Below are 15,566 nucleotides of genomic sequence, written 5' to 3'. Positions count from 1 at the left end.
AATGATGGTTAAGCTTATTGCCCATGTACTTGTTCATAATGGTGGTGATTATTTGCTCATTCAGCGTTCGGAAATTAAAAGAGGACAACCCAACGTTTATCCAACTTACTGGGATATTCCTGGTGGCGGGGTTGAAAAGGGTGAACTTCCGCAAGATGGTGCTCTTAGAGAATGCATTGAAGAAGTGGGAGTTAGGCTAGATAGCAGTTCGCTCAAACTTCTTCACGAAGATAGTCAACTGGATACCTCTAAGGATACTGTCTTTACTCGCTTAGTTTATAAAGCAGAGTGGGTTGGGGATAAGCCAATTATCAGATTAGATCCTGAAGAGCATACACGCTTTAAATGGGTCACTATGAATCAAGCTCTAGAGGAGGAGAAGTTAGTTCCTTATTTGCGAGAAATTTTTGAAAGGTTAAGAAATGACATATAATTTTACTGAAGAATACGATATTATTGTAATAGGTGCGGGACACGCTGGGGTCGAGGCTTCCTTGGCCGCTAGCCGTATGGGCTGTAAGGTCTTACTTGCGACCATCAACATTGAAATGCTGGCTTTCATGCCTTGTAATCCCTCTATCGGTGGTTCTGCCAAGGGGATTGTTGTGCGTGAAGTCGATGCCCTAGGTGGTGAGATGGCCAAAACTATTGACAAGACTTACATCCAGATGAAGATGCTCAACACAGGGAAGGGACCAGCTGTTCGTGCCCTTCGTGCGCAGGCTGACAAGGAACTTTACTCTAAGGAAATGCGCAAGACGGTTGAAAATCAAGAAAATCTGACCCTTCGTCAGACCATGATTGATGAGATTTTGGTGGAAGATGGCAAGGTTGTCGGTGTTCGTACAGCGACCCATCAAGAGTATGCTGCTAAGGCTGTTATTGTGACCACAGGAACTGCTCTCCGTGGGGAAATTATCATCGGAGACCTCAAGTACTCATCAGGTCCTAACCACAGCTTGGCTTCTATTAACCTTGCTGATAATCTCAAGGAATTAGGACTCGAAATTGGTCGTTTCAAGACAGGAACACCTCCACGTGTCAAGGCTTCTTCTATCAATTATGATGTGACAGAGATTCAGCCAGGAGACGAAGCGCCTAATCATTTCTCATACACTTCACGTGATGAGGATTATGTCAAAGACCAAGTGCCATGCTGGTTGACCTATACCAATGGTACCAGTCATGAGATTATCCAAAACAATCTCCACCGTGCGCCTATGTTTACAGGTGTGGTCAAGGGAGTGGGACCTCGTTACTGTCCATCGATTGAGGATAAGATTGTGCGCTTTGCAGATAAGGAACGTCACCAACTTTTCCTTGAGCCAGAAGGGCGCAATACTGAGGAAGTCTATGTTCAAGGTCTATCAACTAGTTTGCCTGAGGATGTCCAACGTGACTTGGTTCATTCCATCAAAGGTTTGGAAAATGCAGAGATGATGCGAACAGGTTATGCCATTGAGTACGACATGGTCTTGCCTCATCAGTTACGTGCGACTCTGGAAACCAAGAAAATTTCCGGACTTTTCACTGCTGGTCAGACAAATGGAACGTCAGGTTACGAAGAGGCAGCAGGCCAAGGGATTATCGCGGGTATCAATGCGGCTCTGAAAATCCAAGGCAAGCCTGAGTTGATTTTGAAGCGTAGTGACGGTTATATTGGGGTCATGATTGATGACTTGGTGACCAAGGGAACCATTGAACCCTACCGTCTCTTGACCAGTCGTGCGGAATACCGTCTCATTCTCCGCCATGACAATGCTGATATGCGTTTGACTAAGATGGGACGTGAGATTGGCCTTGTGGATGATGAACGCTGGGCTCGCTTTGAAATCAAGAAAAATCAATTTGATAATGAGATGAAACGCCTAGATAGCATCAAACTCAAGCCAGTCAAGGAAACAAATGCCAAGGTTGAGGAGATGGGTTTCAAGCCTTTGACAGATGCAGTGACATCCAAGGAATTCCTTCGCCGTCCAGAAGTTTCTTACCAAGATGTGGTGGCCTTCATCGGACCAGCTGCTGAAGACTTGGATGACAAGATTATCGAATTGATTGAAACAGAAATCAAGTACGAAGGCTATATTTCCAAAGCCATGGATCAGGTTGCCAAGATGAAACGTATGGAAGAAAAACGCATTCCAGCTAATATCGACTGGGATGACATTGACTCTATCGCAACCGAAGCCCGTCAGAAGTTCAAACTCATCAATCCAGAAACCATCGGACAAGCCAGCCGTATTTCGGGAGTAAATCCTGCAGATATTTCTATTTTGATGGTGTATCTGGAAGGTAAAAATCGTAGTATTTCTAAAACTCTTCAAAAATCAAAATGATACGTCGTCGGCTTCGGCTCACCTAACTCAAGTTATGCTTTCGCCTAGCCTTCTAGTCTGATTTCGATTTTTATTGAGTTTTAATCTCAAAAGAAAGCATAGAGAAAAACAGCTCCGTCGGGGCTGTTTTCTTGCTTTATTCTTCATCTGGTGTGAGAATCATCGGGATGATGATTGGTTCACGTTCTGTATTTTCATAGAGGAAGGGGCGAATAGCGTTGACAATGGCACCATTGACAGATTGCACGCTAGCATCCTTGTTTTTCAGTGCGATACGAATTGCATTGAAGAGGATGCGTTGACTTTGGCGAATCAAATCACCAGACTCACGCATGTAGACAAAGCCTCGGCTGAGGATATCTGGACCAGACAGAATCATCTGCGACTTGAAGTCAACAGTTGCGACTGCCAGAACGACACCGTCTTCAGATAGATCACGACGGTCTTTGAGGACAGCAGCACCGATTTCACCGATACGATTTCCATCGACATAGATGTCTTGGGCGTTGAAATGACCTGCGATACGAGCTGAGTCAGCAGTAAGGGCAAGTACATCACCATTGCTCATGATAAAGATATTGTCCTTCTCGACACCAGTATCTACTGCTAGTCCAGCATGAACTTTTTGCATGCGGTATTCACCATGGACAGGCATGAAGTATTTTGGTTTAATCAAGCGGAGCATGAGTTTTTGCTCTTGCTGACCACCGTGTCCAGATGTATGGATATTGTTCACTTTACCGTGGATAACTTCGACACCAGCTTCAGAAATGATGTTAATCAACTTGTTGACGCTAGTCGTGTTTCCAGGGATTGGGCTAGAAGAGAAGATAACCGTATCACCTGGTTGGAGTTGCACCTGACGGTGGGTTCCGTTGGCGATACGAGAGAGGGCTGCCATCGGCTCGCCCTGACTACCTGTACAGAGGATGAGCACCTCGCCTGCAGGATAGTCTTTGATTTCATTTGGCTCGATAAAGGTTCCCTTAGGAGCTTTGATGTAACCAAGGTCAATTCCGTTGACAATGGCCTTTTCCATAGAGCGACCAAAGACCGCAATCTTGCGTCCTGTCTTAACAGCAGCTTCTGTTGCTTGTTGGAGACGGAAGATATTTGAGGCAAAGGATGCAAAGATGATACGTCCTTCGATGCCTTGGATGATCTTCATGATGGACTGACCAACGACTTTTTCAGAGTTGGTAAAGGTTGGCACTTCTGCATTTGTCGAGTCAGATAGGAGACAGAGCACGCCTTCTTCCCCAAGGGCTGCCATACGGTGCAAGTCCGCAGGTTCTCCAACTGGAGTGAAGTCGAACTTGAAGTCACCCGTACAGACGATTTTTCCTTGAGGAGTATGAATGACAATCCCCAAAGGCTCTGGAATAGAGTGAGTGGTTCTAAAGAAAGTTGCCTTAAGATTTTTAAAGGTCAACTCAGTGTTGTGGTTGATTTCGTAAAGTTTGGCGTTACGCAAGAGGCCGTGTTCTTCGAGTTTCCCACGAATCAAAGCCAAGGCAAGCGGTCCAGCATAGATAGGGACATTTGCTTGTTTGAGCAGGAATGGAATCCCACCGATGTGGTCCTCGTGTCCGTGGGTAATCAAAACAGCCTTGACGCGGTCGATATTGTCTACAATGTAAGAGTAATCAGGAATGACGTAGTCAATACCAAGCAAGTCATCTTCTGGGAATTTAATCCCAGCATCGACGATAATAATCTCATCTTGGTATTCAATTCCGTAAGTGTTTTTCCCGATTTCTCCCAGACCACCGATGGCAAAAACGCCAACTTCTTCAGGTTTAAGAGTATAGGCCATATTAGAACTCCGTGATTTCGAAGACGCCAGTTTCTTTTTCGTAATCTAGCAATTTGTCAGACAAGAGTTCGATATACTCGATGTTGTACTCTGGGCGATTTTCTTCGACAAGTTGGCGAGCAGCGATACGACCCTCGAGTTCTGAGCTGGCATCGATGTCTAGGTAAAGCGCGCGTGTTGTTTCACGACGTGGGCTACGTTCTTTTGTTTCTTGATAAAAAACTTTGTAAATCATATAGTTCCTTTCTATTTACAGGTCAGCTTATTCCAAACTTTTAGCAGAGATTTGCTTGATTTCATTCCATTTTGTGTCTAGATTGACCTTGATTCGTTACAATTATTTCAATTATAACATAAAATGAAAAATTAGTAAAAGACGGAAACGAGAAAGTCACAGGGCAACTTATTGGTAAGCGTTTGCAAAAACAGAGAAAATATGTTATTTTGATAATGGAAGTGAAATTTGTTGCTTGTCATAATTCCATATAGATTTTAAGTCAAGGAGGTTGCCCTATGTATAACTTATTTGCCTTTGCTATCGGAGCTCGCTTGGTGGCTTTTATTGTGTTTGTTGCTTGCGTTTATACTGGGAATCTTCTATTTGCCAAACTGGAACAACGACAAAGCAAGTTCTTGTGGAAGATTAGTTTTGTGACCCTCTACTCGCTTTTTCTCCTCCTCGTAACCTATGTCGTTTGGTTTGTATTTTACTTTGGATTAAATGCTTAGATGCCCTGCTGATGCAGGGGCTTTTTGTTTGGGGGTAAAACATAGTAAATTCATGACACTAAAATTCCACCCCTTCTATCAAGATGGGGCGGTTTTTACATTTTTCTAAAATGACATGACAATAGAATTTTCAGAGCTTATTAGTGTTATGTTAACGATTCTTCTGCTCAAAAATAGAGTTGAAGCATAAAAATAAAACAATACAAACAGATAGATCAATTGGTAAAGGGATAGTAGTAATGTTTAAATCATTGAGAATGCTGAGCAAACTGTAAGAGATGAAGACAATAAAATTTATCCTTCTAAAAATGTGTCTTTTATCTAGCATGACTTACCAAACTTTTTACGGAGATCTTTCCCAATGGTATAAGCTGCCATAAATAAAGCGATACCAACACCTGCACCAAAACCACCCTTGATTTCTTGTAATTCCTTATTAGAAATTTCACGATAGTTGTTCAAATCTTTCATCATATTAATCTCCTCCTAAAAAATAACCAGCTGCCAAACCAGAACCTACAAGTGCTGTTCCGCCTGCAATAGCTTTCCAAGATACTGCTACTCCAAAGATAATCAAGGGAGCGAGACCGCCATCAATATCTGATAATTCATTTTCAGATAGGGATAAAAATTGATTGTCAAGAACGTCAAAATTTGTCATTGAACTTTCCTCCTTTTTTCTTGTTCACTTTTATATTCGGAAAAGAAAAGGAAAAGTGAACATTTTTTTGAAATTTATTTGCGAATTATTTTTTGTTTAAGTCTAGGTATTCCTGTTTGGGGATAAAGAAAATTCCCATGTGCCAGCTTTTGTAGTATAATAGTAAGCAGACAAAAAGATAGGAATGTGTTATGAAAGTATTAGCTTTTGATACGTCCAGCAAGGCTCTTTCTCTTGCTATTTTAGAGGACAAGCAGGTTCTTGCCGAGACGACGATTAATATCAAGAAAAATCACAGTATTACCCTCATGCCTGCCATCGATTTTTTGATGGCAAGTTTGGATTGGACACCCAAGGATTTGGACCGAATCGTGGTGGCAGAAGGGCCAGGTAGCTACACAGGCTTGCGAATTGCGGTGGCAACTGCCAAAACTCTGGCTCATACTCTGAACATCGAGTTAGTTGGTATGTCTAGCCTCTTGGCTCTGGTGCCATACCAACAAGAAGGCTTGGTGGTTCCTATCATGGATGCACGTCGCAACAATGTTTATGCTGGCTTTTATGAAAATGCTCAGCTTGTCTTTCCAGAAGCGCACCTGTCCTTTGCGGAAGTGCTAGAGCAGGTCAAGGATGCTGAACAGGTAACCTTTGTCGGAGAAGTTGGAGCCTTTGTGGAGCAGATCCAAGAACAACTACCACAAGCTAGCTATCAAGAAACCTTGCCTAATGCAGCCACTCTTGCTCTTTTGGCTTGGGATAAGGAAGCAGACTCCTTGCATGATTTTGTGCCGAACTACCTCAAACGTGTTGAGGCTGAGGAAAACTGGCTCAAGAACCATACCGAGTCTGGCGAGTCTTACATTAAACGCCTATGATAGAAATTAAACGAATCCAACAGCAGCCTGACTTGGCTCAAGCCATCTACGCTGTTATGATAGCTGTTTACCCAGTCAGCCCTTGGACGCTGGAGCAAATCCAAGCAGACCTGTCCCAAGACCAGACTTGGTATGCTCTGGCTTATGATGGGGCAGAAGCGATTGGCTTTCTAGCCGTGCAGGAGAATCTTTTTGAAGCAGAAGTCCTGCAAATCGCTGTCAAACAAACCTATCAGGGTCAGGGAATTGCGTCAGCCTTGTTTGCTCAATTGCCGACAGATAAGGAGATTTTCCTCGAAGTCAGAAGTTCAAATCATCGAGCGCAAGCATTTTACAAGAAAGAAAAGATGGCAGCCATCGCTGAGCGAAAGGCCTACTACCATGATCCAGTCGAGGACGCCATCATCATGAAGAGAGAAATAGATGAAGGATAGATATATTTTAGCATTTGAGACATCCTGTGATGAGACTAGTGTTGCCGTCTTGAAAAACGACGATGAGCTTTTGTCCAATGTCATTGCTAGTCAAATTGAGAGTCACAAACGTTTTGGGGGCGTAGTGCCGGAAGTAGCCAGTCGTCACCATGTCGAGGTCATTACAGCCTGTATCGAGGAGGCACTAGCAGAAGCAGGGATTACGGAAGAGGACGTGACAGCTGTGGCGGTTACCTATGGACCGGGCTTGGTCGGAGCCTTACTAGTCGGTTTGTCAGCTGCTAAGGCCTTTGCTTGGTCTCATGGACTTCCGCTGATTCCTGTTAACCACATGGCTGGTCACCTCATGGCCGCTCAGAGTGTGGAGCCTTTGGAGTTTCCCTTGATAGCCCTCTTGGTCAGCGGTGGACACACAGAGTTGGTTTATGTTTCTGAGGCTGGTGACTACAAGATTGTTGGGGAAACGCGAGATGACGCGGTTGGTGAGGCCTATGATAAGGTCGGCCGTGTCATGGGCTTGACCTATCCTGCAGGTCGTGAGATTGATGAGCTAGCTCATCAGGGGCAGGATATTTATGATTTTCCTCGTGCCATGATTAAGGAAGATAATCTGGAGTTTTCATTCTCAGGTTTGAAATCTGCCTTTATCAATCTTCATCACAATGCCGAGCAAAAGGGAGAAAGTCTGTCTACAGAGGATTTGTGTGCTTCCTTCCAAGCAGCTGTACTGGATATTCTTATGGCAAAAACTAAGAAGGCTTTGGAGAAATACCCTGTTAAAACTCTTGTCGTGGCAGGTGGGGTAGCAGCTAATAAAGGCCTCAGAGAACGCCTAGCAGCTGAAATCACAGATGTCAAGGTTATCATCCCACCTCTGCGTCTTTGTGGAGACAATGCAGGAATGATTGCCTATGCCAGCGTCAGCGAGTGGAACAAAGAAAATTTTGCAAGCTTGGACCTCAATGCCAAACCAAGCCTCGCTTTTGATACCATGGAATAAAGAGTCAGCTTAGGGCTGGCTTTTTTGCTCTCTTAAATGTCAGAATATTTTGACAAAACTATAAAAATGATGATATAATATCTAAACAATAGGAGGTGGTGAGATGATTGAGAGAATGGAGTTGGGAGAATTTTACAAGGAATTACGCTTGGCGAGAAAGCTCAAGCAGTCAGATGTGGCTTGTGATGGTCTAACAGCCTCTCAGTTGTCCAAGTTTGAACTAGGGCAGTCTATGCTGTCTGCGGATAAACTCATACTAGCCATCCAAGGGATCAATATGAATTTTGATGAGTTTGGGCACAAGCTCATCAACTATCAAGAATCTCCACATATGCGAATTGGTAGAAAGGTTGTGGATCGGTTTGCCCACCAAGATATAGCTGGCTTAGAACAACTGTTGGAGGAAGTCGAGCAAGAACAGATGGCGCAGACCTATCGTCGTTTGAATGCTATTGTAATCAAAGATGCCATCCATTCACTAGATAAAAGCTACCCACTGGCAGAGGAGGATAGCGAATTTTTGACCAGCTATCTCTATGCTATCGAGTCTTGGACCTGGTTTGAACTCTATATATTCTGTAATACCATGCCTTTCTTGAGTAATCAAGATTTGATATTTTTATCAACCTCTTTGATTGAAAAATCCAAGGAATTTAAAGAGTTAGTACACAATCGATTGTATATGAAGCAAGGGCTCTTAAATATCTTATCAGAATTCATGGAGCGAAAACTTTTCTCCTACATCCCAATCTTTGAAGCCGAGTTGGAGAGTATGCTCCGCCCGTACGATGTTTTTGAGAAAGTATCATGGCAATTTTTAAAGAAAATGAGTATTTTTCTTCAAACCAAAGGAAGCAATCAAAAAGAGATTGAACACTTTATCCAATCTCTGCAAGTATTAGAAAATCCACAATTGACAGCCCTCTTCGAATTACGTTTGCAGCAATACAAGGAACTTATTGAGTAGTCAACAATCGCAAATCTGAAATTTCTATAAGAAAAATATCAAATATGCGATTTACTAAAATGTGGTGATTTCCGTGTTATACTATCATTATTTCATAGTATAGGAGAAAATAGAATGAAAAAGATAATCTCACGTCACTACTTTATTATAGCTATTCTACTAGTTATTGCTGACCAGAAGTTCAGTGGTCTAGTTTTACGCAGCGACCTTGTTACTGGTCTATCTGACTTTGCCTATTATTTTTCGGATATGATGTTGAATTTTCTTGTGGTTTTATTTGCTCTTATTGCTATGATTTGGTCGGGGAAATGGCAACAAATCAACAGTAGAAAGTTTAAAGGATCCTATCTTTTCTATTCCTTCCTAGCTCTGCTTGCTTTTGTTGTTTGGAATTTTGTCACCTTTTTTCTTTTCCCATCTACCAAAAATGAAATTTCTTATCAACTCGCCATTCCGACTTTTAAAGGAGCTACGGCATTTTTGATGTATTTTTTCTATCCTGTGATTGCAGGTCCCATTTTTGAAGAGATGATTTATCGTGGATTAGTGATGACTGCTCTGGAAAAAGGAAAGAAGTGGGGACTGGATGTGCTTGGCTCAGCTATATTATTTGGAATTTTGCACATTAGTAATTACGGTTGGGTTTTGACAGACTTTTTCGTATATATGGGTGGCGGTCTCATATTTGCAGTCTTGTTTAGAGTGACAAAGTCCATCTATTGGCCTATTGGGCTGCATATAGTCTACAATGGCATTGGTCAAATTTTACCGTTGCTGTAATTTCATTTGCTTAGTAATATTTTAGGAAGAGTGTTCCTAGGTATTCTACCCATTTAGTTTATTTCCTTACTGAATACTCTTATATTTGTTTGTAATCGCATTTTTAGGTATCCTTTTCATAAAAATGATCTTAGTTTTAGTAACTATTGCTACTAACTTTGTTTTATTGCTATTTCTTCTAGTTGCCTTTTCATGTTCTTTGATATTCGTGAAAGTATCTAGCAGAGAATTTGTATAATATATGTTTGAGACTGGACTGCCAGTCTTTTATGATGGCCACAATCAGCAGACTTTTTTCTCTTTCCTGAATGTGTTATAATAGTCCATGCTATGGCTGGAGCCTTTTCAGCCTACTCATACTCTTCGAAAATCTCTTCAAACCGCGTCAGCTTTTATCTGCAACCTCAAAACAATGTTTTGAGCAACCTGCGGCTAGCTTTCTAGTTTGCTCTTTGATTTTCATTGAGTATTATTAAGACAATATGGGGAGAAAGATGAAAGAAAAAGGATTTTGGGAGGGGGCGCAGGCAGCTATGCCAACGGCCCTTGGTTATGTCAGCATTGGCCTTGCCTGTGGAATTATCGGTGCGCCCTATGTGACACCTGTTGAGATGGGCTTGATGAGTCTCTTTGTTTATGCTGGGAGTGCCCAGTTTGCTATGCTGGCACTGATTGCGGTTCAAGCACCTGTAGCAGCTATTGCTATGACGGTTTTTTTGATCAATTTGCGTCTCTTTTTGTTGAGTTTACACGCATCGACTTATTTCCGTCATACCAGTCTTTGGCAAAATATCGGTATGTCTAGTCTCTTGACTGATGAGACTTATGGCGTTTTGATGGGCGAATTGGCCCATGCAGACAAGGTCAATCCGATGTGGATGCACGGGAACAATCTCAACAGCTATGTGGCTTGGTTTGTGGGGACAGTGGTCGGAACGGCTCTGGGTGGCCTGCTACCAAATCCAGAAATCTTTGGTTTAGATTTTGCCCTGGTTGGGATGTTCATCGGCATTTTTGCTTCGCAATTCCAGATTATGCAAAGACGGATTCCTGTCCGCAATCTGCTCATTATTCTAGCAGTTGTTGCGGTGTCCTTCTTTTTACTCTTGACAGTGGTGTCTCAGTCACTAGCTGTTCTGTTTGTGACGCTACTTGGTTGTACAATGGGGGTGGTTTTAGATGGTCAGTAAGTATCTTTTATTAGCAGTTATTTTCTCTGGTCTTGTGACTTGGATTCCCCGTATGATTCCTTTCATCTTGGTTAAGTATAAGGGCTTGCCTGCGATTGTTGAACGTTTTTTGAAGTTCTTGCCCGTTTCTATTATCTTTGCCTTGATTCTTTCAAGTGTAGTGACAGGCAAGGTTGGCAGTCTTCCTCAAATCAAATGGCTAGACTTCTTGGCAGTCTTTCCAACAGCTTGGGTAGCCTTTCGCTATCGTAATCTAGTCGGAACAGTTCTCTTTGGAGTGGTCTTGATTGCCGTCCTGCGTTTACTATTTTAAATGAGCCATAAAGAAAATCTATCACAGAGATAAATATCATATAATGGCATAATTACTTTTTTTCTGATAAGATAATAAGGTATTCTATTTTGGAGGAAATGACATGAAAAAAATCGTTAAATACTCATCTCTTGCTGCCCTAGGGCTTGTTGCTGCAGGTGTGTTAGCAGCTTGCTCAGGTGGTGCTAAGAAAGAAGGAGAAGCAGCTAGCAAGAAAGAAATTATCGTTGCAACTAATGCTACACCAAAACCATTCAACTATGAAGAAAATGGCGAATTGACTGGTTACGAAATTGAAGTGGTTCGCGCTATCTTTAAAGACTCTGACAAGTATGATGTCAAGTTTGAGAAGACAGAGTGGTCAGGAGTCTTTGCAGGACTTGATGCCGACCGTTACAATATGGCTGTTAGCAACATCAGCTACACTAAAGAACGTGCTGAAAAATACCTTTATGCAGCTCCAACTGCTAAAAACCCTAACGTTCTTGTAGTGAAAAAAGATGACCCTAGCATCAAATCGCTTGATGATATCGGTGGAAAATCAACAGAAGTTGTTCAAGGGACAACTTCTGCTAAACAGCTAGAAGACTACAACAAACAACATTCAGATAATCCAACTGTCCTAAAGTATACTAAAGCAGACTTCCAACAAATCATGGGACGCTTGAGCGATGGCCAGTTTGACTACAAGATTTTTGATAAAATCGGTGTTGAAACAGTCATCAAGGACCAAGGTTTGGACAACTTGAAAGTGATCGAACTTCCAAGCGACCAACAACCTTATGTTTACCCACTTCTTGCTAAAGGTCAAGATGAGTTGAAAACATTTGTAGACAAACGTATCCAAGAACTCTACAAAGACGGAACTCTTGAAAAATTGTCTAAACAATTCTTTGGAGACACTTATCTACCAGCAGAAGCTGATATTAAATAATTTCTTGAAATCATCCATTCTGAGTAGATGGGTGATTTCTCAGTTTTTAGGGATATAGTTTTAAACTATATATCTGACTATCTAATAACAATTTGTGAAATCAAACAAATTGTGAGATACTAGTACGGTATTATTTTTAAGGAGAAAGAATCATGAAAATCAAAAAATGGCTTGGTGTAGCAGCCCTTGCTACAGTCGCAGGTTTGGCTCTTGCAGCTTGCGGAAACTCAGAAAAGAAAGCAGACAATGCAACAACTATCAAAATCGCAACTGTTAACCGTAGCGGTTCTGAAGAAAAACGTTGGGACAAAATTCAAGAATTGGTTAAAAAAGACGGCATTACCTTGGAATTTACAGAGTTCACAGACTATTCACAACCAAACAAGGCAACTGCTGATGGCGAAGTAGATTTGAACGCTTTCCAACACTATAACTTCTTGAACAACTGGAACAAAGAAAACGGGAAAGACCTTGTAGCGATTGCAGATACTTATATCTCTCCAATCCGTCTTTACTCAGGTTTGAATGGAAGTGACAACAAGTACACTAAAGTGGAAGACATCCCAGCAAACGGAGAAATCTCTGTACCGAATGACGCTACAAACGAAAGCCGTGCGCTTTACTTGCTCCAATCAGCTGGCTTGATTAAATTGGATGTTTCTGGAACTGCCCTTGCAACAGTTGCTAACATCAAAGAAAATCCAAAGAACTTGAAAATCACTGAATTGGACGCTAGCCAAACAGCTCGTTCATTGTCATCAGTTGACGCTGCCGTTGTAAACAATACCTTCGTTACAGAAGCAAAATTGGACTACAAGAAAGCACTCTTCAAAGAACAAGCTGATGAAAATTCAAAACAATGGTACAACATCATTGTTGCGAAAAAAGATTGGGAATCATCACCTAAGGCTGATGCTATCAAGAAAGTTGTTGCAGCTTACCATACAGATGAAGTGAAAAAAGTTATCGAAGAAACATCAGACGGTTTGGATCAACCAGTTTGGTAATAAGAAATAGGGAGGTGGGAGAGAAAATTCCACCTCTTGCTTTTGTATAGAGCATGGATTGTCAGGAAGAGTAGTTCATAGAAAGGTAGAGAGAATATGGTTTTTCCTAGCGAACAAGAACAAATTAAAAAATTTGAAAAGGATCATGTAGCCCAGCATTATTTTGAGGTTTTGCGTACCTTGATTTCTAAGAAATCAGTCTTTGCCCAGCAGGTGGGTCTCAAAGAAGTTGCCAACTATCTGGGTGAGATTTTCAAGCGTGTGGGGGCTGAAGTGGAGATTGATGAGACTTATACGGCTCCCTTTGTCATGGCACATTTCAAGAGTTCGCGTCCAGATGCCAAGACCTTGATTTTCTATAACCACTATGACACTGTGCCAGCGGATGGGGATCAGGTCTGGACAGAGGATCCCTTTACGCTTTCAGTCCGCAGTGGCTTCATGTATGGGCGTGGGGTTGACGATGACAAGGGTCATATCACAGCTCGTTTGAGTGCTTTGAGAAAATATATGAAGCACCACGATGACCTGCCTGTCAATATCAGTTTTATCATGGAGGGTGCGGAGGAATCGGCTTCGACAGATCTGGATAAGTATTTGGAAAAACATGCGGATAAACTCCGTGGTGCGGATTTATTGGTCTGGGAACAAGGGACCAAAAATGCCTTGGAACAGCTAGAAATTTCTGGTGGAAATAAGGGGATTGTGACCTTTGATGCCAAGGTGAAAAGTGCTGATGTGGATATCCATTCGAGTTATGGTGGGGTTGTAGAATCAGCTCCTTGGTACCTCCTTCAAGCCTTACAGTCTCTTCGAGCTGCAGATGGCCGTATCTTGGTTGAAGGCTTGTACGAAGAAGTACAAGAGCCAAATGAACGTGAATTGGCCTTGGTGGATACCTATGCCCAACGAAATCCAGGGGAAATCAGCCAGATTTATGGTTTGGAATTGCCTCTCTTACAAGAGGAGCGTGCAGCCTTTCTAAAACGTTTCTTTTTCGAACCAGCCCTTAATATCGAAGGGATTCAGTCAGGTTATCAAGGGCAAGGAGTTAAAACGATTTTGCCAGCAGAAGCCAGCGCTAAGCTAGAAGTTCGTTTGGTTCCTGGCTTAGAACCGCATGATGTTCTGGAAAAAATTCGGAAACAGCTAGACAAAAATGGCTTTGATAAGGTAGAATTATACTATACCTTGGGAGAGATGAGTTATCGAAGCGATATGAGCGCACCAGCCATTCTCAATGTGATCAAGTTGGCCAAGAAATTCTATCCACAGGGCGTTTCAGTCTTGCCGACTACAGCTGGGACAGGGCCAATGCATACGGTCTTTGATGCCCTAGAGGTGCCAATGGTGGCCTTCGGTCTAGGAAATGCCAACAGCCGAGACCACGGTGGAGATGAAAATGTGCGAATCGCCGATTATTACACCCATATTGAATTAGTAGAGGAGCTAATTAGAAGCTATGAGTAGAGATATTATCAAGTTAGATCAGATCGATGTGACTTTTCACCAAAAGAAAAGAACCATCACAGCGGTCAAGGATGTGACCATTCACATCCAAGAAGGGGATATCTACGGAATCGTTGGATATTCTGGAGCAGGGAAATCAACCCTTGTACGGGTAATTAACCTCTTGCAAAAACCATCTGCAGGCAAAATTACTATTGACGATGATGTGATTTTTGATGGCAAGGTCACCTTGACACCAGAGCAGTTGCGTCGTAAACGTCAAGATATCGGAATGATTTTCCAGCATTTTAACCTGATGAGTCAGAAGACGGCGGAGGAGAATGTAGCCTTTGCCCTCAAACACTCTGGACTCAGCAAGGAAGAAAAGAAGGCTAAAGTAGCTAAGTTGTTGGACTTGGTTGGCCTGGCAGACCGTGCTGAAAACTATCCTTCACAACTATCTGGAGGGCAAAAACAGCGTGTGGCCATTGCGCGTGCCTTGGCAAATGATCCAAAAATCTTGATTTCAGATGAGTCAACTTCTGCCCTTGACCCTAAGACAACCAAGCAGATTTTGGCCTTGTTGCAAGATTTGAACCAAAAATTAGGCTTGACCGTTGTCTTGATTACGCATGAAATGCAGATTGTCAAAGACATTGCCAACCGTGTGGCAGTTATGCAGGATGGGCATTTGATTGAAGAGGGAAGTGTCCTTGAAATCTTCTCAAATCCTAAACAACCCTTGACCCAAGACTTTATCTCAACGGCTACAGGGATTGATGAAGCTATGGTCAAGATTGAGAAGCAAGAAATCGTGGAACACTTGTCTGAAAACAGTCTCTTGGTGCAACTCAAGTACGCTGGTGCTTCAACAGACGAGCCGCTTTTGAATGAATTGTACAAGCATTACCAAGTAACGGCTAATATCCTCTATGGGAATATCGAAATTCTAGATGGCACTCCTGTCGGAGAATTGGTGGTGGTTTTGTCAGGTGAAAAAGCAGCGCTAGCAGGCGCCCAAGAAGCCATTCGTCAAGCAGGCGTACAACTAAAAGTATTGAAGGGAGGACAGTAA

The 15,566-nt window shown here is 42.4% G+C and carries 18 protein-coding genes; 14 read left to right on the top strand and 4 right to left on the bottom strand.

The annotated features are described in order from the left end of the window. The first annotated feature begins 1 nt into the window (after position 1). Positions 2 to 433 carry an NUDIX hydrolase gene (locus tag FBF73_RS00945; protein WP_136936682.1) on the top strand — a complete coding sequence of 144 codons (432 nt, stop codon included), beginning with the start codon at positions 2 to 4 and terminating at the stop codon, positions 431 to 433. Further along, positions 423 to 2,336 carry a tRNA uridine-5-carboxymethylaminomethyl(34) synthesis enzyme MnmG gene (mnmG, locus tag FBF73_RS00940; protein WP_136936681.1) on the top strand — a complete coding sequence of 638 codons (1,914 nt, stop codon included), beginning with the start codon at positions 423 to 425 and terminating at the stop codon, positions 2,334 to 2,336. The genes FBF73_RS00945 and mnmG overlap by 11 nt, the downstream gene beginning before the upstream one ends. A 136-nt stretch (positions 2,337 to 2,472) precedes the next feature. Here the strand turns inward: mnmG and rnjA are convergent, their stop codons facing one another. Together rnjA and FBF73_RS00930 are read right to left on the bottom strand one after the other, a co-directional pair. Then, positions 2,473 to 4,152 carry a ribonuclease J1 gene (gene rnjA / locus FBF73_RS00935; protein WP_000331983.1) on the bottom strand — a complete coding sequence of 560 codons (1,680 nt, stop codon included), beginning with the start codon at positions 4,150 to 4,152 and terminating at the stop codon, positions 2,473 to 2,475. A gap of 1 nt (position 4,153) precedes the next feature. Continuing rightward, on the bottom strand, positions 4,154 to 4,387 hold the full coding sequence (locus tag FBF73_RS00930) for a DNA-dependent RNA polymerase subunit epsilon (protein WP_033584763.1): 234 nt from the start codon (positions 4,385 to 4,387) through the stop codon (positions 4,154 to 4,156). A gap of 278 nt (positions 4,388 to 4,665) precedes the next feature. On the opposite strand from FBF73_RS00930, the gene FBF73_RS00925 reads away from it, so the two are divergent. After that, complete coding sequence (locus FBF73_RS00925) at positions 4,666 to 4,881, top strand: hypothetical protein (RefSeq protein WP_136936680.1); 216 nt, start codon at positions 4,666 to 4,668, stop codon at positions 4,879 to 4,881. A gap of 321 nt (positions 4,882 to 5,202) precedes the next feature. On the opposite strand, the gene cibB is transcribed toward FBF73_RS00925, so the two are convergent. Both cibB and cibA read right to left on the bottom strand, forming a co-directional pair. Next, the gene (gene cibB, locus FBF73_RS00915; protein WP_070528467.1) at positions 5,203 to 5,355 is read right to left on the bottom strand and encodes a fratricide two-peptide bacteriocin subunit CibB; all 153 of its coding nucleotides are present in this window, start codon (positions 5,353 to 5,355) and stop codon (positions 5,203 to 5,205) included. A gap of 1 nt (position 5,356) precedes the next feature. Then, positions 5,357 to 5,542: a fratricide two-peptide bacteriocin subunit CibA gene (gene cibA, locus FBF73_RS00910; RefSeq protein WP_136936678.1), complete on the bottom strand. Its 186-nt coding sequence runs from the start codon at positions 5,540 to 5,542 to the stop codon at positions 5,357 to 5,359. Between the two features lie 191 nt (positions 5,543 to 5,733). Here cibA and tsaB point away from each other — a divergent pair, with 191 nt between their 5' ends. The 11 genes from tsaB (at position 5,734) to FBF73_RS00855 (ending at position 15,566) form a co-directional block, all read left to right on the top strand. Then, positions 5,734 to 6,417, top strand: a complete 684-nt coding sequence (tsaB, locus tag FBF73_RS00905) for a tRNA (adenosine(37)-N6)-threonylcarbamoyltransferase complex dimerization subunit type 1 TsaB (RefSeq protein ID WP_136936677.1) — start codon at positions 5,734 to 5,736, stop codon at positions 6,415 to 6,417. Beyond that, the gene (gene rimI / locus FBF73_RS00900) at positions 6,414 to 6,851 is read left to right on the top strand and encodes a ribosomal protein S18-alanine N-acetyltransferase (protein ID WP_136936676.1); all 438 of its coding nucleotides are present in this window, start codon (positions 6,414 to 6,416) and stop codon (positions 6,849 to 6,851) included. Before tsaB ends, rimI begins: the two co-directional genes overlap by 4 nt. Further along, positions 6,841 to 7,851 (top strand): tRNA (adenosine(37)-N6)-threonylcarbamoyltransferase complex transferase subunit TsaD, encoded by a 1,011-nt coding sequence (tsaD, locus tag FBF73_RS00895; protein WP_136936675.1) that lies wholly within the window; start codon positions 6,841 to 6,843, stop codon positions 7,849 to 7,851. Before rimI ends, tsaD begins: the two co-directional genes overlap by 11 nt. 103 nt (positions 7,852 to 7,954) lie before the next feature. Beyond that, the gene (locus FBF73_RS00890) at positions 7,955 to 8,818 is read left to right on the top strand and encodes an XRE/MutR family transcriptional regulator (RefSeq protein ID WP_136936674.1); all 864 of its coding nucleotides are present in this window, start codon (positions 7,955 to 7,957) and stop codon (positions 8,816 to 8,818) included. Positions 8,819 to 8,932: 114 nt separating this feature from the next. Then, positions 8,933 to 9,598, top strand: coding sequence for a CPBP family intramembrane glutamic endopeptidase (locus FBF73_RS00885; protein WP_136936673.1), 666 nt, complete (start codon positions 8,933 to 8,935; stop codon positions 9,596 to 9,598). A gap of 494 nt (positions 9,599 to 10,092) precedes the next feature. Further along, positions 10,093 to 10,788, top strand: coding sequence for an AzlC family ABC transporter permease (locus FBF73_RS00880; protein WP_136936672.1), 696 nt, complete (start codon positions 10,093 to 10,095; stop codon positions 10,786 to 10,788). After that, on the top strand, positions 10,778 to 11,101 hold the full coding sequence (locus FBF73_RS00875) for an AzlD domain-containing protein (protein ID WP_023945155.1): 324 nt from the start codon (positions 10,778 to 10,780) through the stop codon (positions 11,099 to 11,101). The genes FBF73_RS00880 and FBF73_RS00875 overlap by 11 nt, the downstream gene beginning before the upstream one ends. A gap of 103 nt (positions 11,102 to 11,204) precedes the next feature. Continuing rightward, complete coding sequence (locus FBF73_RS00870) at positions 11,205 to 12,035, top strand: amino acid ABC transporter substrate-binding protein (RefSeq protein ID WP_004254995.1); 831 nt, start codon at positions 11,205 to 11,207, stop codon at positions 12,033 to 12,035. A gap of 152 nt (positions 12,036 to 12,187) precedes the next feature. Beyond that, positions 12,188 to 13,042 (top strand): MetQ/NlpA family ABC transporter substrate-binding protein, encoded by an 855-nt coding sequence (locus FBF73_RS00865; RefSeq protein WP_125410839.1) that lies wholly within the window; start codon positions 12,188 to 12,190, stop codon positions 13,040 to 13,042. Between the two features lie 96 nt (positions 13,043 to 13,138). Next, the gene (locus tag FBF73_RS00860; RefSeq protein ID WP_136936671.1) at positions 13,139 to 14,512 is read left to right on the top strand and encodes a M20 family metallopeptidase; all 1,374 of its coding nucleotides are present in this window, start codon (positions 13,139 to 13,141) and stop codon (positions 14,510 to 14,512) included. Then, positions 14,505 to 15,566, top strand: coding sequence for a methionine ABC transporter ATP-binding protein (locus tag FBF73_RS00855; RefSeq protein ID WP_136936670.1), 1,062 nt, complete (start codon positions 14,505 to 14,507; stop codon positions 15,564 to 15,566). Before FBF73_RS00860 ends, FBF73_RS00855 begins: the two co-directional genes overlap by 8 nt.

It is taken from the genome of Streptococcus mitis (assembly GCF_005144795.1).
In the GTDB taxonomy this organism is placed as follows: domain Bacteria; phylum Bacillota; class Bacilli; order Lactobacillales; family Streptococcaceae; genus Streptococcus; species Streptococcus mitis_BB.
This window is presented reverse-complemented; position numbering and strand designations above follow the sequence as displayed.